At 69.7% G+C, this 24,939-nt stretch carries 26 protein-coding genes and 1 tRNA gene; 16 read left to right on the top strand and 11 right to left on the bottom strand.

From position 1 onward, the window contains the following. The first annotated feature begins 44 nt into the window (after positions 1–44). On the top strand, positions 45–1,616 hold the full coding sequence (locus tag RI138_RS04870; RefSeq protein WP_311118902.1) for an APC family permease: 1,572 nt from the start codon (positions 45–47) through the stop codon (positions 1,614–1,616). Positions 1,617–1,695: 79 nt separating this feature from the next. On the opposite strand, the gene RI138_RS04865 is transcribed toward RI138_RS04870, so the two are convergent. Both RI138_RS04865 and RI138_RS04860 read right to left on the bottom strand, forming a co-directional pair. Further along, positions 1,696–3,093 (bottom strand): GntP family permease, encoded by a 1,398-nt coding sequence (locus RI138_RS04865; RefSeq protein ID WP_311118901.1) that lies wholly within the window; start codon positions 3,091–3,093, stop codon positions 1,696–1,698. 11 nt (positions 3,094–3,104) lie between these two features. Further along, positions 3,105–3,614 carry a gluconokinase gene (locus RI138_RS04860; RefSeq protein ID WP_096627856.1) on the bottom strand — a complete coding sequence of 170 codons (510 nt, stop codon included), beginning with the start codon at positions 3,612–3,614 and terminating at the stop codon, positions 3,105–3,107. Between the two features lie 130 nt (positions 3,615–3,744). On the opposite strand from RI138_RS04860, the gene RI138_RS04855 reads away from it, so the two are divergent. The 3 genes from RI138_RS04855 (at position 3,745) to RI138_RS04845 (ending at position 6,277) form a co-directional block, all read left to right on the top strand. Further along, on the top strand, positions 3,745–4,446 hold the full coding sequence (locus RI138_RS04855; protein ID WP_311118900.1) for a FadR/GntR family transcriptional regulator: 702 nt from the start codon (positions 3,745–3,747) through the stop codon (positions 4,444–4,446). 116 nt (positions 4,447–4,562) lie between these two features. Then, the gene (locus tag RI138_RS04850) at positions 4,563–5,648 is read left to right on the top strand and encodes an S-(hydroxymethyl)mycothiol dehydrogenase (RefSeq protein ID WP_311118899.1); all 1,086 of its coding nucleotides are present in this window, start codon (positions 4,563–4,565) and stop codon (positions 5,646–5,648) included. Next, positions 5,648–6,277 (top strand): MBL fold metallo-hydrolase, encoded by a 630-nt coding sequence (locus RI138_RS04845; protein ID WP_096627860.1) that lies wholly within the window; start codon positions 5,648–5,650, stop codon positions 6,275–6,277. The genes RI138_RS04850 and RI138_RS04845 overlap by 1 nt, the downstream gene beginning before the upstream one ends. 12 nt (positions 6,278–6,289) lie before the next feature. On the opposite strand, the gene RI138_RS04840 is transcribed toward RI138_RS04845, so the two are convergent. Together RI138_RS04840 and RI138_RS04835 are read right to left on the bottom strand one after the other, a co-directional pair. After that, the gene (locus RI138_RS04840; protein WP_311118898.1) at positions 6,290–7,228 is read right to left on the bottom strand and encodes an RluA family pseudouridine synthase; all 939 of its coding nucleotides are present in this window, start codon (positions 7,226–7,228) and stop codon (positions 6,290–6,292) included. 42 nt (positions 7,229–7,270) lie between these two features. Beyond that, positions 7,271–8,152, bottom strand: coding sequence for a hypothetical protein (locus tag RI138_RS04835; RefSeq protein WP_311118897.1), 882 nt, complete (start codon positions 8,150–8,152; stop codon positions 7,271–7,273). Between the two features lie 238 nt (positions 8,153–8,390). On the opposite strand from RI138_RS04835, the gene RI138_RS04830 reads away from it, so the two are divergent. Both RI138_RS04830 and RI138_RS04825 read left to right on the top strand, forming a co-directional pair. After that, positions 8,391–9,080 (top strand): hypothetical protein, encoded by a 690-nt coding sequence (locus tag RI138_RS04830; RefSeq protein ID WP_311118896.1) that lies wholly within the window; start codon positions 8,391–8,393, stop codon positions 9,078–9,080. After that, positions 9,080–9,844 (top strand): hypothetical protein, encoded by a 765-nt coding sequence (locus RI138_RS04825; protein WP_311118895.1) that lies wholly within the window; start codon positions 9,080–9,082, stop codon positions 9,842–9,844. Before RI138_RS04830 ends, RI138_RS04825 begins: the two co-directional genes overlap by 1 nt. A 308-nt stretch (positions 9,845–10,152) precedes the next feature. Here RI138_RS04825 and RI138_RS04820 read toward each other — a convergent pair whose 3' ends face one another. Next, the gene (locus RI138_RS04820) at positions 10,153–10,926 is read right to left on the bottom strand and encodes a helix-turn-helix domain-containing protein (RefSeq protein WP_311118894.1); all 774 of its coding nucleotides are present in this window, start codon (positions 10,924–10,926) and stop codon (positions 10,153–10,155) included. 321 nt (positions 10,927–11,247) lie between these two features. Here RI138_RS04820 and RI138_RS04815 point away from each other — a divergent pair, with 321 nt between their 5' ends. After that, a complete protein-coding gene (locus tag RI138_RS04815) occupies positions 11,248–11,748 on the top strand; it encodes a glycine-rich domain-containing protein (protein ID WP_311118893.1) in 501 nt (166 codons plus the stop codon). A gap of 74 nt (positions 11,749–11,822) precedes the next feature. Then, positions 11,823–12,452, top strand: coding sequence for a class I SAM-dependent methyltransferase (locus RI138_RS04810; RefSeq protein WP_311118892.1), 630 nt, complete (start codon positions 11,823–11,825; stop codon positions 12,450–12,452). A gap of 82 nt (positions 12,453–12,534) precedes the next feature. On the opposite strand, the gene RI138_RS04805 is transcribed toward RI138_RS04810, so the two are convergent. Further along, complete coding sequence (locus tag RI138_RS04805; RefSeq protein ID WP_311123075.1) at positions 12,535–12,708, bottom strand: hypothetical protein; 174 nt, start codon at positions 12,706–12,708, stop codon at positions 12,535–12,537. 386 nt (positions 12,709–13,094) lie between these two features. Here RI138_RS04805 and RI138_RS04800 point away from each other — a divergent pair, with 386 nt between their 5' ends. Then, the gene (locus RI138_RS04800; RefSeq protein ID WP_311118891.1) at positions 13,095–13,418 is read left to right on the top strand and encodes a hypothetical protein; all 324 of its coding nucleotides are present in this window, start codon (positions 13,095–13,097) and stop codon (positions 13,416–13,418) included. A gap of 302 nt (positions 13,419–13,720) precedes the next feature. On the opposite strand, the gene RI138_RS04795 is transcribed toward RI138_RS04800, so the two are convergent. After that, positions 13,721–13,808, bottom strand: a tRNA-Leu gene (locus RI138_RS04795). Between the two features lie 184 nt (positions 13,809–13,992). Here RI138_RS04795 and RI138_RS04790 point away from each other — a divergent pair. The 3 genes from RI138_RS04790 to RI138_RS04780 all read left to right on the top strand — a co-directional run bounded on the left by RI138_RS04790 (position 13,993) and on the right by RI138_RS04780 (position 16,656). Continuing rightward, positions 13,993–15,327, top strand: coding sequence for a M20/M25/M40 family metallo-hydrolase (locus RI138_RS04790; RefSeq protein ID WP_311118890.1), 1,335 nt, complete (start codon positions 13,993–13,995; stop codon positions 15,325–15,327). A gap of 173 nt (positions 15,328–15,500) precedes the next feature. Then, the gene (gene chpH, locus RI138_RS04785; protein ID WP_003970136.1) at positions 15,501–15,734 is read left to right on the top strand and encodes a chaplin ChpH; all 234 of its coding nucleotides are present in this window, start codon (positions 15,501–15,503) and stop codon (positions 15,732–15,734) included. 139 nt (positions 15,735–15,873) lie between these two features. Beyond that, positions 15,874–16,656 carry a chaplin gene (locus RI138_RS04780; RefSeq protein WP_311118889.1) on the top strand — a complete coding sequence of 261 codons (783 nt, stop codon included), beginning with the start codon at positions 15,874–15,876 and terminating at the stop codon, positions 16,654–16,656. 87 nt (positions 16,657–16,743) lie between these two features. Here the strand turns inward: RI138_RS04780 and RI138_RS04775 are convergent, their stop codons facing one another. After that, positions 16,744–16,932, bottom strand: coding sequence for a DUF5703 family protein (locus RI138_RS04775; RefSeq protein WP_014157168.1), 189 nt, complete (start codon positions 16,930–16,932; stop codon positions 16,744–16,746). A gap of 47 nt (positions 16,933–16,979) precedes the next feature. Between RI138_RS04775 and RI138_RS04770 the strand changes: the two genes are divergently transcribed. Beyond that, the gene (locus RI138_RS04770; protein WP_311118888.1) at positions 16,980–17,642 is read left to right on the top strand and encodes a hypothetical protein; all 663 of its coding nucleotides are present in this window, start codon (positions 16,980–16,982) and stop codon (positions 17,640–17,642) included. 103 nt (positions 17,643–17,745) lie between these two features. Here the strand turns inward: RI138_RS04770 and RI138_RS04765 are convergent, their stop codons facing one another. Together RI138_RS04765 and RI138_RS04760 are read right to left on the bottom strand one after the other, a co-directional pair. Beyond that, positions 17,746–20,010 carry an ATP-dependent RecD-like DNA helicase gene (locus RI138_RS04765; RefSeq protein WP_311118887.1) on the bottom strand — a complete coding sequence of 755 codons (2,265 nt, stop codon included), beginning with the start codon at positions 20,008–20,010 and terminating at the stop codon, positions 17,746–17,748. Further along, a complete protein-coding gene (locus RI138_RS04760) occupies positions 20,007–20,990 on the bottom strand; it encodes an aldo/keto reductase (protein WP_096630031.1) in 984 nt (327 codons plus the stop codon). Before RI138_RS04760 ends, RI138_RS04765 begins: the two co-directional genes overlap by 4 nt. Positions 20,991–21,128: 138 nt before the next feature. Here RI138_RS04760 and RI138_RS04755 point away from each other — a divergent pair, with 138 nt between their 5' ends. Together RI138_RS04755 and RI138_RS04750 are read left to right on the top strand one after the other, a co-directional pair. Further along, positions 21,129–22,178 carry an LLM class F420-dependent oxidoreductase gene (locus tag RI138_RS04755; protein WP_096630029.1) on the top strand — a complete coding sequence of 350 codons (1,050 nt, stop codon included), beginning with the start codon at positions 21,129–21,131 and terminating at the stop codon, positions 22,176–22,178. 231 nt (positions 22,179–22,409) lie between these two features. Next, positions 22,410–23,198: a ferritin-like domain-containing protein gene (locus RI138_RS04750; RefSeq protein ID WP_311118886.1), complete on the top strand. Its 789-nt coding sequence runs from the start codon at positions 22,410–22,412 to the stop codon at positions 23,196–23,198. Positions 23,199–23,204: 6 nt separating this feature from the next. Here the strand turns inward: RI138_RS04750 and corA are convergent, their stop codons facing one another. Next, entirely contained in the window at positions 23,205–24,197 is a 993-nt protein-coding gene (corA, locus tag RI138_RS04745) for a magnesium/cobalt transporter CorA (protein WP_311118885.1), read from the bottom strand. 55 nt (positions 24,198–24,252) lie between these two features. Between corA and RI138_RS04740 the strand changes: the two genes are divergently transcribed. After that, positions 24,253–24,939 (top strand): histidine phosphatase family protein, encoded by a 687-nt coding sequence (locus RI138_RS04740; RefSeq protein WP_096630024.1) that lies wholly within the window; start codon positions 24,253–24,255, stop codon positions 24,937–24,939.

Raw genomic sequence — 24,939 nt, 5'->3', positions numbered from 1 at the left:
ACGTCGCACCCATCGCCACCACCGAAGAAGGGACCACCCCCGCCATGTCGACGGGCAGTTCGTTTTCCAGCGAGACCGGCACCACGAAGGTGACGACCGATACCGGCGGGATCAACACCTACAAGGGCGAGGAACGCGCCCTGCGCGCGAACCGGCTCGGCACCTCCGGCCTGCTCCTCTCGGTGGTCGCCGCCAGCGCCCCCCTGATGGTCGTCGCCGGGGTGATGCCCACGGTCTTCGGCGTGATGGGCATCGTCGGCCAGCCCCTCCTCTACATCATCCTCGGCATCGTCCTGATGCTGTTCGGCTTCGGCTACGCCGAGATGAGCCGGCACGTCCACAACGCGGGCGCGTTCTACGCCTACATCGCCCGCGGCCTCGGCCCGACCGCCGGCGCCGGCGCCTCGCTCGTGGCGCTGGTCGCGTACAGCGCGATGCAGGTCGGCATCTACGGCATCCTCGGCTTCGAGGTCTCCGTCATCTTCGCCACGTACCTCGATATCGAGGTGGCGTGGTGGATACCGGCCCTGGTCTCGGCGGCCGTCGTCGGCGTCCTCGGCTGGTTGAAGATCGACCTCAATGCCAAGGTGCTCGGTGTGCTGCTGGTCATCGAGTGCGCGCTCGTCGTGATCTTCGACATCGCCGCCGTGAGCAAGCCGGGCCCCGAGGGCCTGTCGCTGCACGCCTTCAACCCCGAGACCCTGACCGGCGTGGGTCTCGGCACCGCCCTGTGCTTCTGCATCGCCGCGTTCGTCGGCTTCGAGCAGGCCCCTGTGTACGCGGAGGAGACCAGCCGCCCGCAGGTCGTCGTGTCCCGGGTGATGTTCCTCGCCGTGGGCTACGCCGCGCTGTTCCTGGCGATCAGCTCCTGGGCGCTGACCGTTGCCGCCGGGCCGGGCTCCATCGCCGGCTCCTCCCTCAAGGAGGGCCCCGGCCTGCTGTTCGGGCTCACCGAGGAGCGGCTCGGCTCCACCTTCACCGACGTCCTGCACATCCTCTTCGTCACCGGGATGTTCGCGGCGCTCCTCAGCTTCCACAACGTCGTCGCCCGCTACGCGTTCGCGATGGGCCGCGAGGGTCTGCTGCCCGCCCGCTTCGGCCGTACCAACCGGGCGAGCGGCGCCCCCGGCACCGGCTCGCTGCTCCAGTCCGGTGTCTCCGTGGTGATCGTGCTGGCCTTCGCCCTCACCGACGACAACCCGGTCGGTGACCCCGCCGTCCCCGTCCTGCGGCTCTTCACCTGGATGGGCAACGTCGGGGCGCTCGGCGTGATCCTGCTGATGGCAGCGGCCTCCTTCGCCGTCATCGCCTTCTTCGTCAAGCGCGGCGCGGGCCGGGCCCAGGCCCCGCGCCTGGTCGCCTCCGGCCTCGCCGGACTCGCGCTCCTGTCGATCGCCGTCTTCACCGTCCGCGACTTCGACGTGCTGGTCGGCACCGGCCCCGGTTCCGCCCTCAGCTGGCTGCTGCCCGGGGTGATCGCCCTCGCGCTCGTGGGCGGTCTCGTGTACGGAACGGTCCTGCGTTCGGTCAAGCCCGAGGTGCACGCCCGTATCGGCCTCGGCAACGAGGCGTTCCGGCTGGAGAAGGCGGCCGAGAGCGAGTCCGCCGACCGCTGAACACCCCCTACGTACGCCGTGTGCCCGCCGCGGAGGGGATCCGGGGCGGGCACACGGAGTACGGGGCTGTACGGGACCGCTACAGCAACAGCGACAGCGGCAGGATGAAGGCGATCGCCACGACGGAGATGATCGTCTCCATCACCGACCAGGTCTTCACGGTCTGGCCGACGTCCATCCCGAAGTACTCCTTCACCAGCCAGAACCCGGCGTCGTTCACATGGCTGAAGAAGAGCGAACCGGCACCGATCGCCAGCACCAGCAGGGCCGCGTGCGAGGTCGACATGTCGGCCGCGAGCGGGGCGGCCAGACCGGCGGCGGAGATGGTGGCGACCGTGGCCGAACCGGTGGCGAGGCGGATCGCGACGGCGATCAGCCAGCCGAGCAGCAGGGCGGGGACCGACCAGTTCTCGGAGAAGTCCAGGATCATCCGCCCCACCCCGGCGTCGATCAGCGTCTGCTTGAAGCCACCGCCCGCGCCGACGATCAGCAGGATCCCGGCGATCGGGGCGAGCGACTTCTCCACCGTCCCGGCGAGCCGGCCCCTGGTGAACCCGGCGGCCCGGCCGAGGGTGACCATGCCGAGGAGTACGGCGGCGAGCAGCGCGATCAGCGGCGAACCGATCACATCGGTGATCCGCTGGACGCTGTTCCCGGGGTCGTCCACCACGATCTCGACGAGCGCCTTGAGCAGCATCAGCACGACCGGCAGCAGGATCGTCACCAGGGTGGCGCCGAAGCTCGGGCGCCGGTCCAGCTCCTCGGACGGGCGCTGCGGAATCATCTTCTCCGGCGGCTCGATGTCCACCCAGCGCGCGGCGTAGCGGGAGAAGACCGGCCCGGCGATGATCACTGTCGGGACGGCGACCAGCACACCGAGCGCCAGTGTCACGCCGAGGTTGGCGTCCAGGGCGTCGATGGCGACCAGTGGGCCGGGGTGCGGCGGGATGAGTCCGTGCATCACGGAGAGCCCGGCCAGCGCCGGGATGCCGATCCGCATCAGGGAGAAGTTGCCGCGCTTGGCGACGAGCAGCACCACCGGGATCATCAGCACGATCCCGACCTCGAAGAAGAGCGGCAGACCGATGATCGAGGCGATGAGGACCATCGCCCACGGCATGGCCCCCCGGCTCGCCCTCGCCAGGATGGTGTCGACGATCTGGTCCGCCCCGCCGGAGTCGGCGAGCAGCTTGCCCAGGATGGCGCCCAGCGCGATGAGGACGCCCACGCTCGCGACGGTGGAGCCGAGGCCCGCGGTGAAACTGGCGATCGTGTCGGCCGGCGCGGCCCCGGCGAAGGAGCCGAGCGCCAGCGAACCGATGGTCAGCGCCAGGAACGCGTGCATCTTCAGCTTGGTGATCAGGAGAACGATGACGGCGATGCCCGCCAGTACGGCGATGCCCAACTGCGCGTTGCCTGCCGAGGTGATCGGTTCGGCGGCGTCCGCTGCCAGCATCTCGACGCTGAGACTGGTCACGGTGGTGGTCCTTAGTCTTCGAGCCGGCGCAGCGCGGCGACGGCTCGCTGGGTGATTTCCTCAGGAGTGCCGGACACGTCGACGCTCACCCCGGCCTCGTCGGCCCGGAGCGGCTGCAACGTCGCGAACTGGGAGTCGAGCAGAGCGGTGGGCATGAAGTGGCCCTTGCGGTCCGCCATCCGTTCCTCGATCAGCGCCCGGTCACCGGTCAGATGCAGGAAGACGACGTGCGGGGCGCCGTCCCGCAGCCGGTCGCGGTAGATCCGCTTGAGCGCCGAGCTGGAGACGACTCCGCCGAGCCCCGCCCGCCCGTGCGCCCACTCACCGATGGCGTCCAGCCACGGCCGGCGGTCGTCGTCGTCCAGGGGGATGCCGGCCGACATCTTGGCGATGTTCGCCGGGGGATGGAAGTCGTCGCCCTCGGCGTACGGAACGCCGAGTTCGGCGGCGAGCAGGGGACCGATCGTGGTCTTGCCGGTTCCTGCTACGCCCATCACCACGACGACGTGGGGGGTGCTCATGGGTGCCTCGCTGTCTTCTTCGACATCGGTCCGTCGCGCTACTGAAACCCATTAGGTACGACGTATTCAAGAGTCTGTGATGTAAACGTCGTACTTTTTCTTCCCGGGGGCCTCCCCGTAGGCTTGACCCATGACCACACAGAGCCAGGGGCTGCATACACATGTGCTGGACACCCTGGGTCTGGAGATCTCCTCCGGCCAGTGCCCGCCCGGCAGCGTGCTGCGCACCGACGAGCTCGCCCAGCGCTTCGACGTCTCCCGTACGGTCGTCCGCGAAGTGGTCCGGGTCCTGGAATCCATGCACCTGGTCGAGTCCCGCCGCCGGGTCGGGGTGACCGTCCGCCCCACCGAGGCCTGGAACGTCTACGACCCCCAGGTCATCCGCTGGCGCCTGGCCGGCTCCGACCGCCCCCGCCAGCTGCGCTCCCTCACCGTGCTGCGCTCCGCGATCGAACCGGTCGCCGCCTCCCTCGCCGCCCGCCACGCCACCGCCGAACAGTGCGCCGAGCTCACCGAGCGAGCCCTCGGCATGGTCGCCACCTCGCGCGGCGGGCAACTGGAGGGCTACCTCGAACACGACATCGCCTTCCACCGGATCGTCCTCAACGCCTCCGGCAACGAGATGTTCGCCCGGCTCGGGGACGTCGTCGCCGAGGTGCTCGCGGGCCGCACCCACCACCAGGTCATGTTCGAGGACCCCGACCCGGCCGCCGTCACCCTGCATGTCCGGCTCGCCGAGGCGGTCCGCGAGGGCGACCCGGAGGCCGCTGAGCGGATCACCAAGGAGATCGCGGTCGGCGCCCTGCACGAGCTGGACGTGCTCGCTCCGTAGGCGCTGTCGGGCAGCCCCCGGAGCCTTCCGCACGACGTGGCACAGGACCCGCCCCCGAGGCGTACGGTGGTCCGCGTTCGATCTTCGCGAAGCTCGGGAGCAGGGAGAGCAGGGTTATGGCACAGCAGGTCCAGGCAGTCATCGCACCGGGGAGGAACGAGCCGGTGCGGGTCGAGACGATCGTGGTCCCGGACCCCGGCCCCGGTGAGGCCGTCGTGAAGATCCAGGCGTGCGGCGTCTGCCACACCGACCTCCACTACAAACAGGGCGGCATCAACGACGAGTTCCCCTTCCTCCTCGGCCACGAGGCGGCGGGCGTCGTGGAGTCGGTCGGCGAAGGCGTCAGCGACGTCGCCCCCGGCGACTTCGTCATCCTCAACTGGCGTGCGGTGTGCGGCCAGTGCCGCGCCTGCCTGCGCGGCCGCCCCTGGTACTGCTTCGACACCCACAACGCCAAGCAGAAGATGACGCTGCTCGACGGCACGGAGCTGTCGCCCGCCCTCGGCATCGGGGCCTTCGCCGAGAAGACCCTCGTCGCCTCCGGCCAGTGCACCAAGGTCGATCCCGAGGTCGCCCCCGAGGTCGCGGGGCTCCTCGGCTGCGGCGTCATGGCGGGCATCGGCGCCGCCATCAACACCGGCCAGGTCGGCCGCGGCGACTCGGTCGCCGTCATCGGCTGCGGCGGCGTCGGCGACGCGGCGATCGCGGGGTCCCGGCTGGCCGGCGCGGCGAAGATCATCGCGGTCGACATCGACGACCGCAAGCTGGAGACGGCGAAGAGGATGGGCGCCACCCACACCGTCAACTCCCGCTCCACCGACCCCGTCGAGGCCATCCGCGCCCTCACCGGCGGAAACGGCGCCGACGTCGTCATCGAGGCCGTCGGCCGCCCCGAGACGTACGAACAGGCCTTCTACGCCCGCGACCTCGCCGGAACGGTCGTCCTCGTCGGGGTCCCCACCCCGGACATGAAGCTCGAACTGCCGCTCCTGGACGTCTTCGGCCGCGGCGGCTCGCTCAAGTCGTCCTGGTACGGCGACTGCCTGCCCTCCCGCGACTTCCCGATGCTCATCGACCTCCACCAGCAGGGCCGCCTCGACCTCGCCGCCTTCGTCACCGAGACCATCGGCCTGGGCGACGTCGAGCAGGCCTTCGCCCGGATGCACGACGGCGACGTCCTGCGCTCGGTGGTGGTCCTCTGATGGCCGCCCGCATCGACCACCTGGTCACCTCCGGCACCTTCGCCCTCGACGGCGGCGAGTGGGACGTCGACAACAACGTCTGGATCGTCGGCGACGACACCGAGGCGATCGTCATCGACGCCGCCCACGACGCCGCCGCCATCGAGGCCGCACTCGGCGGCCGTACGCTGCGCGCCATCGTCTGCACCCACGCGCACAACGACCACATCGACGCCGCCCCCGCCCTCGCCGAGGCCACCGGCGCCCCGATCCTGCTCCACCCGGACGACCTCCCGCTCTGGCAGCGGACCCACCCGGACCGCGCCCCCGACGGCACCCTGACCGACGGTCAGGAACTGACCGTGGCAGGCACCACCCTCACGGTCCTGCACACCCCGGGCCACGCCCCCGGCGCGGTCTGCCTCTACGCCCCCGGCCTCGGCACGGTCTTCACGGGCGACACGCTCTTCCAGGGCGGCCCCGGCGCCACCGGCCGGTCCTTCTCGGACTTCCCGACGATCATCGACTCGATCCGGGACCGGCTGCTCACCCTCCCCGGCGACACGGCCGTCCGCACCGGCCATGGCGACCCCACCACCATCGGCGCCGAGGCCCCGCAGCTCGACGACTGGATCAAGCGCGGCCACTGAGCCGCGCCCCCCTCACTTCTCCGGCCAGGCGGAGAGCCGCAGCCCGCTCTCGAAGCGGCGCGGCTCCCCGCTGACCGGATCGGTGAACTCCAGTACCCGCGCCAGCAGCTGGAGAGGCCGGGAGAAGTCCTCAGGGAGCGTCTCCGCTGCCACCACCGGATACAGCGGATCGTGGACGATCGGCACCCCCAGCGCGTTCATATGGACCCGCAGCTGATGGGTCCGCCCGGTCGCGGGCAGCAGCCGGTAGCGCCCGAGCGGCCCCCGGTGCTCCACCAGCTCCACCCGGCTCTCACTGTTCGCCTCGCCCGGCTCCTCCCGGGCGGCGAGCACCCCGCGCTCCTTCACGATCCGGCTCCGTACGGTCCGTGGGAGGACCAGCTCCGGGTCGTAGGGGGCCACCGCCTCGTACTCCTTCCGCACCAGCCGGTCCCGGAACAGCGTCTGGTACGCGCCCCGCTCCTCGGGCCGCACCACGAGGAGCACGAGCCCCGCCGTCAGCCGGTCCAGCCGGTGCGCGGGCTGAAGGGCGGGCAGCCCCAGCTCCCGCCGAAGCCGGGCCACCGCGGTCTCCGTGATGTGCCGCCCCCGGGGTGTGGTGGCCAGGAAGTGCGGCTTGTCGGCGACCACCAGATGCGCGTCCCGGTACACGACCCCGACCGGGAAGGGCACCGGCTCCTCGGCCGCGAAGTCCCGGTGGAACCAGAGGTACCGCCCGGCGGTGTACGGCTCATCGCCCCGCACGGCCGCCCCCTCGGCCCCCACGAACCGCCCCTCACTGAGCATCGCCGCGACGCGCTCGGCCCCGATCGCCCCGCCGAACCGCGCAAGAAGATGCTCCCCGACGCTTCCCCAGCGCCCCTCGGGATCCTCCGGCAACCGCACGCGCACCGGGTCGATCCCGTCCCGCTGCGCGAGCGGGGCTCCGGGAGCCCTTCTGCGGCCCCTCATCGTCGTGTCTCTCCGCTCAGAATGGCCCATCGGCCGACTCGGCTACTGCCAGCGGAACCCTACGACGGTCTCCTCGATGTACGGAAGAAACCGGTAGAGGGAGTCGCCTCCGGGGCCGACGCTTTCCTCCTCCACTGGCTGTTCGCCAAGGGGATCGTCCCAGACACAGGTCCAGGCCTTCCGCGGGCGTCTTTCGCCGGTGAATCGCACGGACAGCGAAACGTTCTCCGCGCGGGCGAAGGCAGGCCTGCGCACTTCCATCGCGCGGGAGGAGGTGGGGGAAAATGCTGTGCGGTACTCCAGTAAGGCCACGTCAGAGCGGTCGAGTGGGTCACAGAGCATGATCTCGACCCCTAGAAGTCCTCCGCCGTATTCGTACCGTCTGCCGAGTCTTCCGCCGTGAAGCACTTCGATACTGGCGGCTTCGGGCTCATGGTTGAAGAAGTACGCTGTCACGCCGTCCTCGGCAGCACGGATGACCTGGCTCGTGTGGCGGGAAGCCAGCGTGCCCGTGGGGCCGACTTCGTACCTCTCGATGAGGTTCATGGTCCGATGGCGCTGTGGTCGGGCGAGTTCTCTTCGCCCACGGAGCGTATGCGAGATTCCTGACGGGCCATGAGCGCTGCCACCGTGGGCTTCTCGGAGTCGATTGGCGTCGATGTCGCTCATGGAAAATGCGTTGATGAACCAGCCCAGAGTTTCCCAGGAGAGACTGGTTCCGGAGAGAGCCCGGGACACCCGGTCTTTGAGAGACCGAGTTCCCTTGCCCGAGCACCCCTCTCCGGACTCGAACAAGTAATCGTCCAGGACGTTCGCGACAGCGGACTGATTGATGTATGCGCCCTTTCGGCGGGCGCGCTTCTGCCACTGCGTGAGATACCTGGAATCCGTGGTGAGGAGATGTCTCAGCAGATCGCTGGCCACCTGGCCGCTCTGTGTCTGAGAGGTCAGGGAGGTGGCGGCTCCCTGACCTCTCTCGGAAGTGCACGTAGAGCCACCGGTCTGCAAGTCAAGGTCAAGTGCTGCCTTCCGTGCCCGCATTCTGTTCCTCCGGCGACACGTCGATTCCGCTGCGACATAACTGCGACATTCCCTGTGTGAGAGTGACCCTCCGACGCTGATGCGTCAAGGATCTTCCAGTCGCGCCATCCAGGGAGTTCAAGTGATTGAGTCGAACGGTTCCGTCGTCCAGGGAATGGTCATCAGGTCGCCGAAGGGGGTAGACGAGTTTCAGGTGTCGCAGACAGGGCGGAGTGAGGAGGCCGACCGCGCCCACGTCGAGCTTGTGGCCATGCACACCATGCACGATGCCGCGAAGCCCCTCGACGATGAAAGCTGGTGCCGTGCCGTCAAGTGGATGGGAGAAGTTCGGGGGGCTCGGATCTCGGTGGTATTCGGAGGCAGTGCAGATGGGCAGACCTCGCCAGATTGTGACGGCAATGGCGTGGACGCTGCCCATCGCGCCGACGGGGGCGCCTTGAGTCCGCGTGATTTCGTCAGTCAGAAGAAGCCGCAGTCATTGGTGGAGCGTATCGCCTGCCTCGGGTACTACCTCGCACACCACAGGGAAACTCCGCACTTCACGGTCAAAGACATTGTGCAGCTGAACACCGAGGCTGCCGCTCACAAGTTCGGTAATCCATCCCGGGACGTGGACAAGGCCGACAGGCAGAGCGGGTACCTCGTCACTGCTGGTTACGGAAAGAAGCAGGTGACGCCGAGGGGCGAGATGGTCGTGGAAGCTCTTCCGGACCGTGGAGCTTTGAAGGCGGTACTCAGCGATACTCCGTTCAAATCGCGGCGCCCCCGAGAGTCTGCCTCGAAGAAGGTTCAGCAGAGTAAGGGGGAATAGTGGTAGTCACCGTTACTGAAGTGCTCGGGGTTAGCTATGACCCCCTCCTGGTCGGGGAACTGGTTGAGTCGTACGAACAGGCTCAGCGTAACTTCTACCTCGGTGGTCACCGCCTCAGTGCGGTAGAGGGGGGACGTTTCTGTGAGGCTGCTTATCGGCTCTTGGAGTTCGCCACCAGTGGTACGTATACCCCCCTCGGCGGCAACCTTGACACCGAGGGAGTGACGAAGCGGCTTCAGTCCCTCCCGGCCGCCAACCACCCCAAGTCGATCAGGGTGCACATCCCACGGAATCTGCGTCTCGTCTACGACATCCGCAACAGCCGGGACGCCGCACATCTGGCGGACGGGATCGATCCGAACCTTCAGGACGCCACCTTGGTGGTCGGGGTACTCGACTGGGTCTTGGCGGAATTCGTCAGGCTCAGTGGTGGGACCACTCCCGACCATGCTCGTGCACTGGTGGAGGGGCTAGTGACAAGGCGAGTGCCTGTTGTCCAGGACTTCGGTGAGTTCCAGAAGGTGCTCAGACCCGACCTGCGAGCCGGTGACCGCATTCTCGTCGTGCTCTATCGACGGGGTACGCGGGGGGCAGGGTATGCCGAGCTCATGGAATGGATGCCGTTGTCCGCCAGGGCGAACCTGCGTCGCACTGTGCGGGCGCTCGACGAGAAGTCGTTGGTTCACGCTGCGCAGGATGTGGTGCGGATTACCTACGCAGGGGAGAAGTCGGTGGAGAGCAGAGGGCTGCTCGACCCTCTGTGATGTCCCGTCCGTTGAACGGCTTGCGGAGGGTGAGGTCCTGTGGCGATCCGTGGGGCCTCTCCTTCGTCGCACCGATGGGTGCGGTCGACGAGTGACGCAAGAGAACCTCACCGAAGTGGGGCTCCTGCTGGTGTCCGAAGGGGACTTGAACTCTCTACTCGGGCACCAGCCCTCTTCGTGTCTGACCTGGGGGAAACGTACCCCAGAGGCCCACTTCTTGACCACCAGGGTTGGTCATGCGTACCAGCTGTTTCGGGCCGTTTCAGGCCGCTGTTGGTCATGCGTTGGTCACGTGGCCAGCCTGCCACTCACTCTGGGGAAGCCGAGTACCTTTCGACGCTGGCCCGTCCCGTGGAGCGGTCGAGCAGGCGAAGCTCCCAGGGTCCGGTGTTCACGTCGAAGTCCTTCCCGAACCCGACCCACTTGCCTGTCATACGTCGGCCTGTCGGCTCAGTCAGAAGCTGGACGGCACCGTGGTAGCGGGCGCCGTGGTAATAGCCGTCCACTGCCGTCTGTTCCGTCCACGTGCCTGTGATGATGTTCCGGTCCACGGACAGGTCCAGAGACAGAGGGCTGTGCGGGTTGGTCGACGCTCCGGGCAGACTCTGGGCTGTGAGCCTGTTGCCGTGCTGCACGATCACAACATGGTGCTTGCAGTTGAAAGTCTCGTCACGGCTGGACGAGTAGAACTCGTACCGAGACAGCCAGATCCCCGCGTACTCGCCCTGCGTCTCCGGCTCCGGGCTTGTGACGGCACTGGTCGTGCCGACTTCCCCAGCTTCCATGTCGTGGCCTCCTGCGCCGTCCGAGTGGACGCGTGTCATAGGGATCGCGAACCCCAGCGACTCGGGGGCGCGGCCAGTGAACTGTTTCAACGCTCGCGCGTACAGCGGGCGGCACGTCCTGGTCCTCCCGGACTCCCAGCGTTGCACGAGTCGCTTGGAAGCGTCGTTCGGTTCGCCCAGTTCTTCCCCTGCGCCACGTAATCCCTGGGCGAACTCGTCTTGGCTCAGGTTCATCGACTTGCGTACGGAGGTGAGTACGTCGTTGGGAACTCGGTCACGCTCGGGCGTAGTCGTCATGGTCCGAGGCTAGCCACGCAGCACCTCGAATGACACCGGTTTGACGCCCTCTGAGTGACACTGACTTGACGCCCGAGGGTCGCCTCGAACGTCGCCGCGATGGTCGAGGTTTATCCGGAGCATGGTCGACATGTCCATCCGCATCAGCGCCTACAAGGTGGCAGCCGACGGTACGCAGACCGAGCTGCGAACCCGGTACGAGGGTGAGGGCGGGGAGCCTCTCGCGACTGGCGTGATGCCCCCGTGCCTGTGTCCCAGGTGCAGAGGCGGACGGCATGAACGGAGCACGTCGGACATCCAACTACGTGGAGGCAAGCCAGCATGAGTACGGCAGTAGTGATCCGCGACCCGAAGACGTACGTCACGCCGGACGTGTGGGAGCGGGAGGTAGCCCTTCTCCTCCGGAACCCGGAGAACACACTCGAACTGGCGGAAGCCAAGTTCGGGCAGGCCATCGCCTACCTGGTCACGTGCGGCGAGAACCCGGACCTTCTCATGGGCCCGTCCAAGCAGGTGGACGAGGCATGGCACTCGTTCATGCTCGACTCGATCCCGTACCACCACTTCACCAACCGGCACTTCGGCCGGTACATCCACCACGTCCCCGAGCTTCCGGGAACGGCTGCCGGGGTCCAATGCCTCAGCGACGACGAGGCGACGCGGGACGGGCACGACTCCAGGACCGGTGGCCCGCTGGTCCTGGAGCAGACGATCAAGGCCATCAAGGCGGTCGGGTTCGAGATCGACCCCGACCTGTGGGGCATGGAGAGTGCAGCCAACTGCAACCAGTGCCACGCCGGGTGCCACGACTCACCCAAGTAGAGCCGCATAGAAGTTGAGTTGGGGCCTACCCCGTACGTTGGGAGTAGGCCCCTTCTGCTGGAAAGGATCACCGCATGTCATTGGCTGAGTCCTGGGACAAATACGCGGTCGGAAGCAAGCCACGCAGGGCTGTGAACGCCACGGGCGACACGACGTGGCTGAACTGGACTCAGTACGCCGATCACGGGCCGAACGAGAGTGTTCTCGGACCCGTTGCCGGACGTCGGGTGCTGGAACTCGGCTCAGGCAGCGGGAGCAACCTGGCACACCTGGTCACGCTCGGTGCGATGGGTCTGGGAGTGGATGTTGCGCCAGCCCGCGAAGCGGTCGCACGGGAACGCTGGGCTGATCTGGCGGGTCTTGAGTTCCGCACGGCAGAGGCGACGGCATTCCTGAGCGAGACGGACGAGGCGTTCGACGTCGTGCTCTCCATCTTCGGCGCCGTGTGGTTCGTCGATCCGCATACCCTGCTACCGCTGATTCGATCCCGTATGGCTTCGGGTGGCACTCTCGCGTTCTCCCACCTCCCCGCCGGAAGCCAAGACGTGAAACCAGGTGGGGCAGGACTGCGGCACAACCACAGCCCCGACGCATGGGAACACCTCCTCACCAGCTACGGATTCGGCGCTGTGTCAGCATCACTGATCGAGCCGCCCGAGGGCAGGACCGTGGGCACGATGCTCGTACGCGCGCTGGCACGCTGACCGCGCACTACGGCGGCCACTGTCCGATGGGGAACGCCCCTGCCAATCGTGGCAGGGGCGTTCATCTGGATTGTTCGGCTGATCAGAGGAGAGCGTGGAACGGGTTGGAGCCCCTGGCCCGTTCCCGCCGCTTCACTGGCGTGGGCTCCGGTGCCTGCTGGGAGACTGGGCGGTAGGCGTCCGTCCGGACGACGTGGAAACCATTACGGTCCGTTTCGGTCGTGCCGATGCCCAGCTTCTGGGCGACCGCTCTCATCGCGGCCATTCGGTGTCGTAGCCGGGCCGCACCTCGGCGACCATCCGCACCGCACGACGGCGCAGCTCAAGCGGGTACCGGGAAAGGACGTGCCATGACTCGATCCTCTCAAATGATCGAGTCCCTATCGAACCCGGAACGGTTCGGAAACTGATACCGGCCAACCCGGCAGCGACGGCGCACCCGCCCACCGCCCGGCAGATACGGGCACAGGAGAGAAGTATCCGACCGTGGACGACGACCAGACAGGGCGGTTCCTGGGCTCGGTGTGGGAGCCCTGTGGCAACAGGGTTTGCGACGGCGGCCTGGCTCACCACTGTCTCCGGGACGCTCCCCTATGGACCGTCTACGCAGCTACGGGTGTCCGGCGCAGTGAAGCCCTGGGCATGAAGTGGTCCCTCGTGAAGTGGGACGAAGGGGCCATCGAACTGGGCTGGGTCGTGGTCGAAGAAGGCAACACCTACCGGCTCCGGAAGCTCACCAAGGACGGCGACGACAACGCCGTGATCTATGTGGATCAGTCCGTGATGAACGTCCTGAAATGGCAGAAGGAGCGCCAGGAGGCGGAGCGTAAGCGGCTCGGCTCCGCATGGGTCGATCATGATCTGGTGTTCGCCCGTGACGGCTTCAAGCTCTACCGGGGCGAGGCAGGGGCCCGCAGGACCCTGAGAAGGTCTCGGCTCGGTGGCGCACCCTGCGTACCCGGTTGAAGCTGCCGGAGGACTTCCGGATTCACGACTGGAGGCACAGCAAGGTCACGAACGGCCTGGAGGCCGGGGAGAATCCCGTAGAGGTCTCCGCGAACGTCCGGCACCACTCGCCGGGCTGCACGATGGCCCGGTACGGGCACTCATGTAGGGGGACGGAGCGCGGAAGCTCGCCGCCTCCGGAGCGGGCCGACTCGGCCTGTCATCCCTGGTCTGACCTGGGGAATCGCTCGGCTGTTGGTCACGTGGTTGGTCACGCCACAGCCCGGTAAAGCAAAAAACCCCACGTGAAGTGGGGTCTTAGCTGGTGTCCGAGGGGGGACTTGAACCCCCACGCCCGATAAAGGGCACTAGCACCTCAAGCTAGCGCGTCTGCCATTCCGCCACCCGGACAAGGTGTCTGTCTCGCGGGCCCTGGCCCGTTCCGACGTGGAAAACCATAGCAAACATTCGAGGGTGCTCGATCACGCCTCCGTGGCTGGGAACGCCGTACGACGGGCGATGGGCGGTCTTGGGCGTACGCCGACGGCGCGGGAGGATGAGGAGGAGCACCACAGCGACAGTGGAAGGAACCAGCGTGAGCGAGAGCAGCACGGGCAAGGCCGTCACCGGTGGGAACGCCGAGAGGGAGGTCGTCGACCTCTGTCGTGACCTGATCAGGATCGACACCAGCAACTACGGCGACCACTCGGGCCCCGGTGAGCGGCTCGCGGCCGAGTACGTCGCGGAGAAGCTCGCGGAGGTCGGCCTGGAACCGCAGATCTTCGAGTCGCACAAGGGGCGGGCCTCCACCGTCGCCAGGATCGAGGGTGAGGACCCCTCCCGGCCGGCGCTCCTCATCCACGGGCACACCGACGTCGTCCCGGCCAACGCGGCGGACTGGACGCACGACCCGTTCTCCGGGGAGATCGCGGACGGCTGTGTCTGGGGCCGGGGCGCCGTCGACATGAAGGACATGGACGCGATGACCCTCGCGGTCGTACGCGAGCGCATGCGCACCGGCCGCAAGCCCCCGCGCGACATCGTGCTGGCCTTCCTCGCCGACGAGGAGGCGGGCGGCACGTTCGGGGCCCGCTACCTCGTCGACAACCACCCGGGGCTCTTCGAGGGCGTCACCGAGGCCATCAGTGAGGTCGGTGGCTTCTCCTTCACCGTCAACGAGAACCTGCGGCTGTATCTGGTGGAGACCGCCCAGAAGGGCATGCACTGGATGAAGCTCACCGTGGACGGCAGCGCCGGGCACGGCTCGATGATCCACAAGGACAACGCGATCACCGAGCTGTCCGAGGCGGTCGGGCGGCTGGGGCGCCACAAGTTCCCGGTGCGGGTCACCAAGACGCTGCGGCACTTCCTGGACGAGCTCTCGGACGCGCTGGGCACCGAGCTGGACCCGGAGAACATGGACGAGACGCTCGCCAAGCTGGGCGGCATCGCCAAGCTCATCGGCGCCTCCCTCCAGAACACCGCCAACCCCACGCAGCTCGGTGCGGGCTACAAGGTCAACGTCATCCCGGGCCAGGCGACCGCCCATGTCGACGGCCGCTACCTGCCGGGGTACGAGGAGGAGTTCCTCGCCGACCTGGACCGGATCCTCGGCCCCAACGTGAAGCGCGAGGACGTGCACGCGGACAAGGCCCTGGAGACCACCTTCGACGGGGCCCTGGTGGACGCCATGCAGACCGCGCTGGTCGCCGAGGACCCGATCGCCCGGGCGGTGCCCTACATGCTCTCGGCGGGCACCGACGCCAAGTCCTTCGACGACCTCGGCATCCGGGGCTTCGGCTTCGCCCCGCTGAAGCTGCCGCCGGAGCTGGACTTCGCCGGGATGTTCCACGGCGTCGACGAGCGGGTGCCGGTCGAGGGCCTCCAGTTCGGTGTACGGGTGCTCGACCGGTTCATCGACCACTCCTGACCGCCCTGCGGTCGACCGTGCCCGGTTGGCCGCCGAGCCGCCGCTGAATCGTCCGCCTGTGCGGATATGTCCGAACGAGTGAAACGAGCCGTTCACACGTAGCTCCTTCACACCCTCCTCGTTACAAGGTTTGCGGTCCGCGGCTGGGACCGCATTTCCAACTAGGAGGAATAATGATCAAGAAGGTCGTCGCAGTTGCGGCTGCTACGGGTGGCCTCGTTCTCGCGGGTGCGGGCATGGCCTCGGCCGACGCGGGTGCCCAGGGTGCGGCCATCGGCAGCCCCGGCGTGCTGTCCGGCAACGTCGTCCAGGTTCCGGTCCACGTGCCGATCAACGTGTGCGGCAACACGGTCTCCGTGATCGGTCTGCTGAACCCCGCCTTCGGCAACACCTGCGTCAACGCGTGACGTTGAACGTCAACCTGTAAGGGTTTGAGCTCGATCGGTCCCGGAGTGCACTCCATGCACTCCGGGACCGTTCGGCATTCGGCTCCCGCACGGTCATGTCCGGGGGTTTTTCGGAAGGCAGAAGGCAGGAAACGAACCTATGCGACAGGTCACTCGTAAAGGCCTGATCACCATGGCGGCGGCGGGCGGAGTGCTCGCGCTCAGTGGTGGATACGCCCACGCCGACTCCGGCGCGGCCGGTACGGCGTCCGGCTCGCCGGGCGTGCTGTCCGGCAACTCGGTGCAGGTCCCGATCGACATCCCGGTCAACGTCTGCGGGAACTCCGTCAGCGTCGGCGGACTGCTCAACCCCACGAGCGGGAACGACTGCGGAAACGGAGCGGCAGCATCCGACCGGTCCGCGCAGTCCGACCGGTCCGCCGGTTCCCAGGACCGCACCGCGCCCGACGGCTCCGGAAACGGCGCCCAGGCGGGCGACACCACCGCCACGGACCGGCACACCGAGCCCGGCAACGGCCGTCACCGGGCCCCGGGCGGCGCCTCGGCGGAAGGGACCGCCCAGGACTCGCCCGGCATCCTCTCCGGCAACTTGGTCCAGGCACCGCTCGACATCCCCGTGAATCTCTGCGGGAACAGCGTCACCATCGGCGGACTGCTCAACCCCGCCTTCGGCAACAGCTGCTCCAACGACGCCGAGGTGCCACCCCCGCCGCCCGAGGTGCCGGAGAAGCCCCCGGTCACGCCGGAGAAGCCGGTCGACCCGCCGACCGAGCCCAACGCTCCCGAGACCCGGAACGTTCCGCAGGAGCAGCTCGCGCAGACCGGTGCCGGCGGGCTCGATCTGCTCATCCCGGCGAGTGCCGGGCTGCTGCTGGCCGGTATGGGTTCGGTGCTCTACCGCCGCTCCCGCAGCGCGGCCTGACCCCGGGCGCGTACGGCAGGAGAAGCCCGGGCGCGTACAGACAGAAGAAAAGGGAGCGGGCCCCGCGGCTGCGGGGCCCGCTCCATGTCACCAGGTCGCCCGTAGCTGACGGATGATCCGTCTGCGCAGCCGCACCCGGCGGCTGCCGTCCAGGCGCAGCGTCAGCCGGTCCAGCTCCCAGTGTCCGTACTCGGCGTGGTCGGTCAGCAGTCGGGCCGCTTCCTTGCGGGACACCCCGCGCGGCACGTACACGTCGATGAATTCGTATTCCGGCATCGCATCTATTGTGCGGGCAGCGCCCCGGTACGGATAGCGTCTGCACTATGTCTGATGCTGCGCAGCCCACCGCTGCCGAGGTACGTGCCGCCGCCGAAGCGGTCAAAGCCGCGATCGACCGTCACCTCGACGCGGTCGAACGCCGTACCGGGGACGACGACCCGGCCGTCTACGACGCGTTCAACGCACTTGCCGCTGCCGCCGAGGTCTACGACGAACTCCTCTACGACCGCTATGACGAGGTCACCCCCTTCGAGATCCCCGGCGCGGACGACTCCCTGCCGCCCTACGCGGGCCCCACGGAGCCCAGCGCGCTCAGCGTCCTGATCCGGCGGGACTACGCGGTCGCGCAGCCCCCGCGCCTCCTCGCCCAGGCCCAGCGCCTCGCCGACCTCGAAGCGGGGCCGGGCGAGGAGGATTCGGCCCCCGTGGTCGGCACCAGCGTCCATGCGGCGCTCGGAGTGCTCTTCGGAGAGTACGAACCGGACGAGATCGCCTCCCGGCACAAGGAGTTCGGCCTGGAGGAGGGTGACTCCACCCTCTGGGTCTCGGCCGCGGACGCGCTTCCGGAACCGGGCGAATGGCTCGCGGCGCCCTTCGAGGACGCCGAACCCGAGCTGGTGGTCTGCCGCTTCGACGTCAGTGCGGTCTTCGACGAGGAGGACGAGCCGGAGGAGGACTTCGCCGGACCGGCCGGGGGCGGCGCCTGACGCCGAAACCCGCTCCTGCTGTTCTCTTCCCTCCCGCACCGGACGTGACGGTGGGCCCCGGCGCATCGCGCCGGGGCCCACCGCTGTCCGGGGCCGGGTCCGCTCAGGACGCCGCGTCGGGTGTCGGGAGCGCTTCGAGGAGCGGCCGCAGCCGGGTCGTCCGCTCCGGGGCCGGAATCTGCGCCACCGCGTGCGCGAGCGCCTGGTCCACCCCGTGCACCACGGACAGATGACGTTCGCCCCGGCCGAAAGCGGTGTAGACCCACGGTCGGCTCAGGCCCTGCGCCGCGTCGCCCGGCAGCACCACGACGGCGGCGGGCCAGCGCATTCCGGCTGCCTGGTGGGCGCTGAGGGCCCAGCCGTGCCGTACCGCCGACTCCACCCGCTCCTGCGGTACGACGACGGGGACGCCACCGCAGTCCAGGTGCAGGCCCTCGGCGTCGGCCGAGCGCACCACCCCGGGCACCGCACGGCCGGGCGCGGGCACATGGATCACGCGGTCGCCCGGGTCGAAGCCGCCGAACCGCCCGGGGCCGGGGTTGAGGCGCTGCTTCAGCGCCTCGTTCAGCACCCGGGTCCCGGCCGCCCCGCCGTGGCCCACGGTGATCACCTGGGTGTCCTCGGCGGGGATGGAGAAGGCCCGGGGCACCGAGTCCGCGACCAGCTGAACGGTGCGGTGGACCGCCTCGCCCGCGTCACGGACCGGGACGATCACCACCTCCTTGCCGGGCGCCTCCACCTGGCTCAGCTCACCGATGCCGATGCCGGAGACCAGCTCGCCGATGGGACCGGGGTCCGGGGTGCGGGAGACGACCTGCGGGCAGGCACGTGCGGCCAGCACATCGGCGAACACCCGCCCGGCGCCCGCCGAGCCCAGCACACCAGGGTCACCGCTCAGCACCAGCCGGGCGCCGTCGGCCAGCGCCTCGACGAGGACCGCGGCGCTCTCCACGTCCAGCTGTGGGGCGTCCAGCACGACCAGCAGATCCAGGGCGAGCGCCCCGTCCGCGTCCCGGCCGGGGCCCTGCGCACCTGACAGCAGGCCCGCCAGGGTGACCGCCGAGTCCGGGTCGCCGGTGGCCCCCGCCAGCCGTCGGCGGCCGTCCTCGCTGTGGGTGGCGCCCAGGGCCCGCAGGCCCAGCCCGCGCGCCGCCACGATCAGGGCGGCGGGCTCGGCCCGCGCCGCCTCGCCGCCGCTGTGCACGACCAGCCCGGCCGAGGCGGCCGTACGGATCAGCTCGGCGGCCGAAGGGGAGGGGGCGGCCCCCGCCGCCTCCGTCCAGTCGGCGCCCTTCTCGCAGGCGTTCACCAGCCGGGCCAGGCCGTCCGCGAGGCTCTCCTCGGCCAGGGCGTATCGGTCCAGGCCCAGCAGCACCTGGACCGGCTCCTGGGGCTGACCGGCTTCCTCGGCCGCCTCCGCTTCGACCTCGGCCGCCTCCGGCTCGGCGAGCCCGGCCTCTCCGTCTTCCTCTTCCTGTTCCTGGAAGACGAGGGCGACGCCCTCCTCTACGGCGTCCCGCACCGCCGCGTCCGGGTCGCTGACCGCACGCTCGGCGAGCGCCGCCCGTACGGCTTCGGCGTCCAGGGCCGTGTGGCCCTGGAGGGCGGCGCGCTCCAGCACCCAGCCGACCAGGGCCGCCGTCCTGCGCCGGTCGTCCGGGCCGCATCCGGCGCCCAGCAGGGCCCGGGCGAAGCCGTCCGCCTGCTCCGGCCGGACGCCGGGCACGGCCAGCAGCTGCCAGGGGTCGGCGCGCAGCAGCTCGGCTGCCTGCTCGCCCAGGGTGCCGACGGCCGGGCGGGCCAGCGCCTCGGGGGCCCCGCCCTCACCGAGCACCGTCCGCACCGCCGCCGTGGCTTCGGGCGAGGCGGCCCGCACCGCCGGAGCAGCCTCGGGCACCCGGGCCCGGGGCGCCTGCGCGGCGGGCGCCGGGGCGGCACGCCGGGGCGTGGGGGCCGGGGCGGCGGAGTCGAAGAACGTGGCCCCCGCCTTCTCGCCGCTCTCCACGGCCCGTACCGCCGCGAGCAGGTCGGCGGCCGTACCGCTCAGCTTCGTGCCGGCGGCGATGGGCCCGGCCTTCTCCGCTTTGCGCTTCTCGATCCGCTCCCGCAGCTCCCGCTGGGCGGCCAGCTCGGCCTGTGCCTCCGAGAGCTCGGCGGCGGCCGCGTCGGCGCTTTCGGCCGCAGGCGCTTCGGCAACGGCGGAGTCGTCGTCGCCGTCCGTGCCGGAGTCGTCCGCCCCGGCCGGCTCGGCCGCCTCGGGCGCTTCGGTGTGCGCGGGGCCCTCGGCGCCGGTGTCCTCCGGAGGCTCGTGGGCCTCCGGTGTGTCCGTGCCGGCGGTGCCGGGGGTCTCCCCGGGAAGCGCAGTCACAGCGTGCTCCAGTCCTGATCGGGATAGCGGTGCACGGGCGCCGACACATCGTCGAGCGCCTGGCAGATCTCGTAGGGAAGACTAAGCGCCTCCACTGACAATGCCTCCGTGAGCTGCCCGGCGTTGCGCGCGCCGACGATCGGGGCGGCCACCCCGGGCCGGTCCCGGACCCAGGCCAGCGCCACCTGGAGCGGGCTCGTCGCCAGGCCGTCCGCCGCCGTCGCCACCGCGTCGGTGATGCGGGCCGCCGCGTCGTCGAGATACGGCTCGACGAACGGGGCGAGCCGCTCGGACGCGCCCCGGGAGTCGGAGGGGGTGCCCTGGCGGTACTTGCCGGTCAGCACTCCGCGACCCAACGGCGAGGACGGCAGCAGACCGATCCCCAGGTCCAGCGCGGCGGGCAGCACCTCGCGTTCGATGCCCCGCTGGAGCAGCGAATACTCCATCTGCGTACTGGCCAGCCGGGTGCGCACCCCGGGCGCGGCGAGCTGCCAGGTGGCGGCCTTGGCCAGCTGCCAGCCGCAGAAGTTCGACACCCCCGCGTAGCGGACCCGGCCGGAGGCGACGGCCAGGTCCACCGCCTGGAGGGTCTCCTCCAGCGGGGTCGCCGGATCGAAGGCGTGGACCTGCCACAGATCCACGTAGTCCGTGCCGAGCCGCTCCAGGGACGCGTCCAGGGCGGCCAGGAGGTGTCCGCGCGAGCCGTTGAAGCGGCGGTAGGGGTCCGGGACGTTGCCCGCCTTCGTGGCGATGACCAGATCCTGACGGGGGACCAGGCTGCCGACGAGCCGCCCGAGCAGATACTCGGCCTCGCCGCCCCCGTACACATCGGCGGTGTCCACCAGGGTGCCGCCCGCGTCCCAGAAGGCCTTGAGCTGGTCGGCGGCGTCGTGCTCGTCGGTGTCCCGGCCCCAGGTGAGGGTGCCGAGCCCGATCCGGGACACGCGAAGGCCGGTACGGCCGAGATGCCTCTGCTCCATGGGCGCTGAGATTACTGGCCATGGCCCCACCGGGTGGAGGCCTGTGGACAACGGGAGGTCGTGTGGGCCTGCCGGATCGCCGCGACCCGCGCTAGAGTCCGGAGAAAGCGACGTTACTGATCAGTAAGGGGAGCGGCTATGCGGCTCGGCATCAATCTCGGTTACTGGGGCGCGGGCATGGACGGCGACAACCTCGCCGTCGCGCAGGAGGCCGACCGGCTCGGCTACGACGTCTGCTGGGCGGCCGAGGCCTACGGCTCCGACGCGCCGACCGTGCTGACCTGGGTCGCGGCCCAGACCGAGTCCATCGACGTCGGCTCCGCGATCATGCAGATCCCGGCCCGCCAGCCCACCATGACGGCGATGACGGCCGCCACTCTCGACTCGCTGTCCGGCGGCCGCTTCCGGCTCGGCCTCGGCGTCTCGGGCCCGCAGGTCTCCGAGGGCTGGTACGGCGTCAAGTTCGACAAGCCGCTGGCCCGCACCCGCGAGTACGTGGAGATCGTCCGCAAGGCGATGACCCGCGAGCGCGTGTCGTACGAGGGCGCGCACTGGACGCTGCCGCTGCCCGACGGCCCGGGCAAGCCGATCAAGCTCACCGTGCACCCGCAGCGCGAGCACATCCCGCTCTACATCGCCGCGATCGGCCCCAAGAACCTGGAGCAGACCGGGGAGATCGCCGACGGCGCCCTGCTGATCTTCCCCTCCGCCGAGCACCTGGAGGAGACCGCGATCCAGCCGCTGCGCGCGGGCCGGGAGAGGGCCGGGAAGACCATGGAGGGCTTCGACGTCTCCCCGACGCTGCCGCTCGCCGTCGGCGACGACGTGAACGGCCTCGCCGACATGTTCCGCCCCTACACCGCCCTGTACGTCGGCGGCATGGGCAGCCGGAAGCAGAACTTCTACAACCAGCTCGCCCAGCGCATGGGGTACGAGAAGGAGGCCGCCGAGATCCAGGACAAGTACCTGGGCGGGGACAAGGCCGGGGCCGCCGCCGCCGTACCGCACCAGCTGATCGACCAGACCGCGCTGCTCGGCCCCGTCGAGCGGATCGCCGAGCGGATGCAGGCCTACGCAGCCGCCGGGGTCACCACACTCAACCTCGCCCCGGCCGGATTCACGCTGGAGGAGCGGATCACCGCCCTGCGCGCGGGCACCGACGCCCTGGAGCGCTCCGGACTCGTCTGAGTCCGAACTGCCTGAACACAGCACTACGGCCGTGGTGGGGGCTCGGGGGTCTTCCCCGCCACGGCCGTCACCCGGAACAACGCGCCCCACGCCCAGGAGTTACGGCGGCCCGGCGGTCGCCGTCCGCCACTGCTCCGGTTGCCGACCGGCCTGCGGAGCATTTGACTCTCTCTGCGGAACGTTGCTCCGCGGACTCGCGGTCCGCGGGCATCCGGTACGGAGGTGGCCGCCATGCTCTCAGCGAAAAGCCTGTTCCAGGAGATCCTCGACGACGACGAGGCCTACCGGCTCTTCTGCTCCATCGCCGCCAGCGGGGAGTCCCAGGGCGGCTGGGAGAACGCCCGCATCGCCGCCCTCGTCCCCGAGGACCGCCGTGAACTGGCTCCCAGGATCGTCCGGCACGGCGCCGACGAGGACAAGCACGGCCGGATCTTCAACGCCCTCCTCAAGAAGCGCGGCCTCCCGCCGGTCCAGGTCCCCCCGGAGGCCGACTACACGATGCTCCTGGAACAGCAGGGGATCGGGCTCGCCCACTCCCGGCTGCGTGGCGAGGAGCGGCTCACCGAGCGCGACATCATCACCTATCTGGCCCACAGCCGGATCACCGAGCAGCGCGCCTCCGAACAGATGCGGCTGCTTCGCCGGCACTTCGCCGACCACCCCGACATCGGCCGCGCGGTGAAGATGATCTCCAACGACGAGGACAACCACCTCGCCTACTGCCACGAGGAACTGCTGTCGCTCGCGCGCGAAGGACACGGCCGGACCATTCAGCGGACCATGCGCGAGTGCGCCCTGGCCGAGATCCGCGTCTACCGCGACGTCAGCCTCGCCGTGATGGCCCGCATGGGGCGCGTCCTCGGCTGGTCCCGCCCCAGGGCGGCCCTGCTCGCCGCGGGCATCCACGTGATGTACGCGTACGAACGCGTCGTCGGCTGGCGCCGCATGGTGACCCTGGAGATGCCGGAGCGCCGCAACGCTCTCGGCGGCACCGCCGTGCCCGAGCGCGAATACGCGTGATGCGCCTCAGAGCCAGCCGCGCCGTTTGAACAGCCGGTGCAGCCCGTACACCGCGACGCCCATCAGGGCGACCACCACCGGGTACGTCCACGTCCAGTGCAGCTCCGGCATGTGGTCGAAGTTCATGCCGTAGACGCCCGCCACCATCGTCGGGACGGCGGCCATCGCCGCCCAGGCGGAGATCTTGCGCATGTCGTCGTTCTGCCGCACGCCCATCTGCGCCAGATGCGCCGACAGGATGTCCGAGAGCAGCCGGTCCAGCCCCTCCGCCTGCTCGTTGGCGCGCGTGAGGTGGTCGGCCACGTCCCGGAAGAACGGCTGCGCGTGCTCGTGGACGAACGGCACGCCCGCACCCGAGAGCCGGGCCATCGGCGCCGTCAGCGGGCCCGCCGCCCGGCGGAACTCCAGCACCTGCCGCTTGAAGGTGTAGATCCGGGCCGCGGTGTTCTTCGAGTCGCCGCCGCTCGGTGCGAAGACCTGGGCCTCCAGCTCCTCCAGGTCGACCTGGAGCTCCCCGGCCACCTCCATGTAGTGGTCCACGACCGCGTCGCTCACCGCGTACAGCACGGCCGTCGGGCCGTGCTTCAGTACCTCCGGCTCGGCCTCCAGCCGTTGGCGTACGGCCGCCAGCGGGGCGCTCTCGCCGTGCCTGACGGTCACCACGAACGAGTCCCCTATGAACACCATCAGTTCGTCGGCGCTGACGGTGTCGCTCGCGGGCTCGTAGACGATCGGCTTGAGGACCGCGAACAGCGAGTCGTCGTACACCTCCAGCTTGGGCCGCTGGTGCGCGCGCAACGCGTCCTCCACCGCCAGCGGGTGCAGCCCGAACTCATGGCGTACGAGATCGAACTCCCGCTCCGTCGGTTCGTGCAGCCCGATCCACAGGAACGCATCCCGCGAGCCCCGGGCCTCGGCCAGGGCAACGGAGAAATCCTCGGGCCGTTCGGTGCGGCGCCCGTCCCGGTAGATGGCACAGTCCACGATCACGGCGGGCATTCTTCCCCCTGACCGGCCCCCGCGCACCTTCCGCCACCCCTCTACGCTGGCGAGTATGCCCACGCTGATCCTCGTACGCCACGGACGCTCCACCGCCAACACCGCCGGAGTGCTCGCGGGCCGCACCCCCGGTGTCCACCTCGACGAACGCGGCGCCGGACAGGCCGCTGCCCTGCCCGCGCGGCTGGCCGCCCTGAGCCCGGTCCTCGCCGTCAGCAGCCCCCTGGAACGCTGCCGGGAAACCCTCCAGCCGCTGCTGGAGGCCCGCCCCGGCCTCCCCCTGCACACCGAGGACCGCATCAGCGAGTGCGACTACGGCCACTGGTCGGGACGGAAGCTGGCCGAACTGGCCGACGAGCCGCTGATGTCCGTCGTCCAGCAGCACCCCTCCGCCGCCGCCTTCCCCGGCGGCGAGTCCATGCGTGCGATGCAGGCCCGCGCCGTCGACGCCGTACGCGACTGGAACGCCCGGGTCGAGGCGGAGCACGGCGAGGACGCCACCTACGTCATGTGCTCGCACGGCGACATCATCAAGAGCCTCGTCGCCGACGCCCTGGGCATGCACCTGGACCTCTTCCAGCGCGTCCAGGTCGACCCCTGCTCGGTCACCGCGATCCGCTACACCCGGCTGCGCCCCTTCCTCCTGCGGCTCGGCGACACCGGCGGCCTCGCCTCCCTCGCCCCCCACGAACGCCCCGTCGGCGCGGACGCGGCGGTCGGGGGCGGCGCGGGCGCGCCGTGA

The sequence above is a fragment of the Streptomyces durocortorensis genome (assembly GCF_031760065.1).
Taxonomy (GTDB): domain Bacteria; phylum Actinomycetota; class Actinomycetes; order Streptomycetales; family Streptomycetaceae; genus Streptomyces.
The sequence above is the reverse complement of the archived record's forward strand: the minus strand, read 5'-3'. Positions and strand labels throughout refer to the sequence as shown.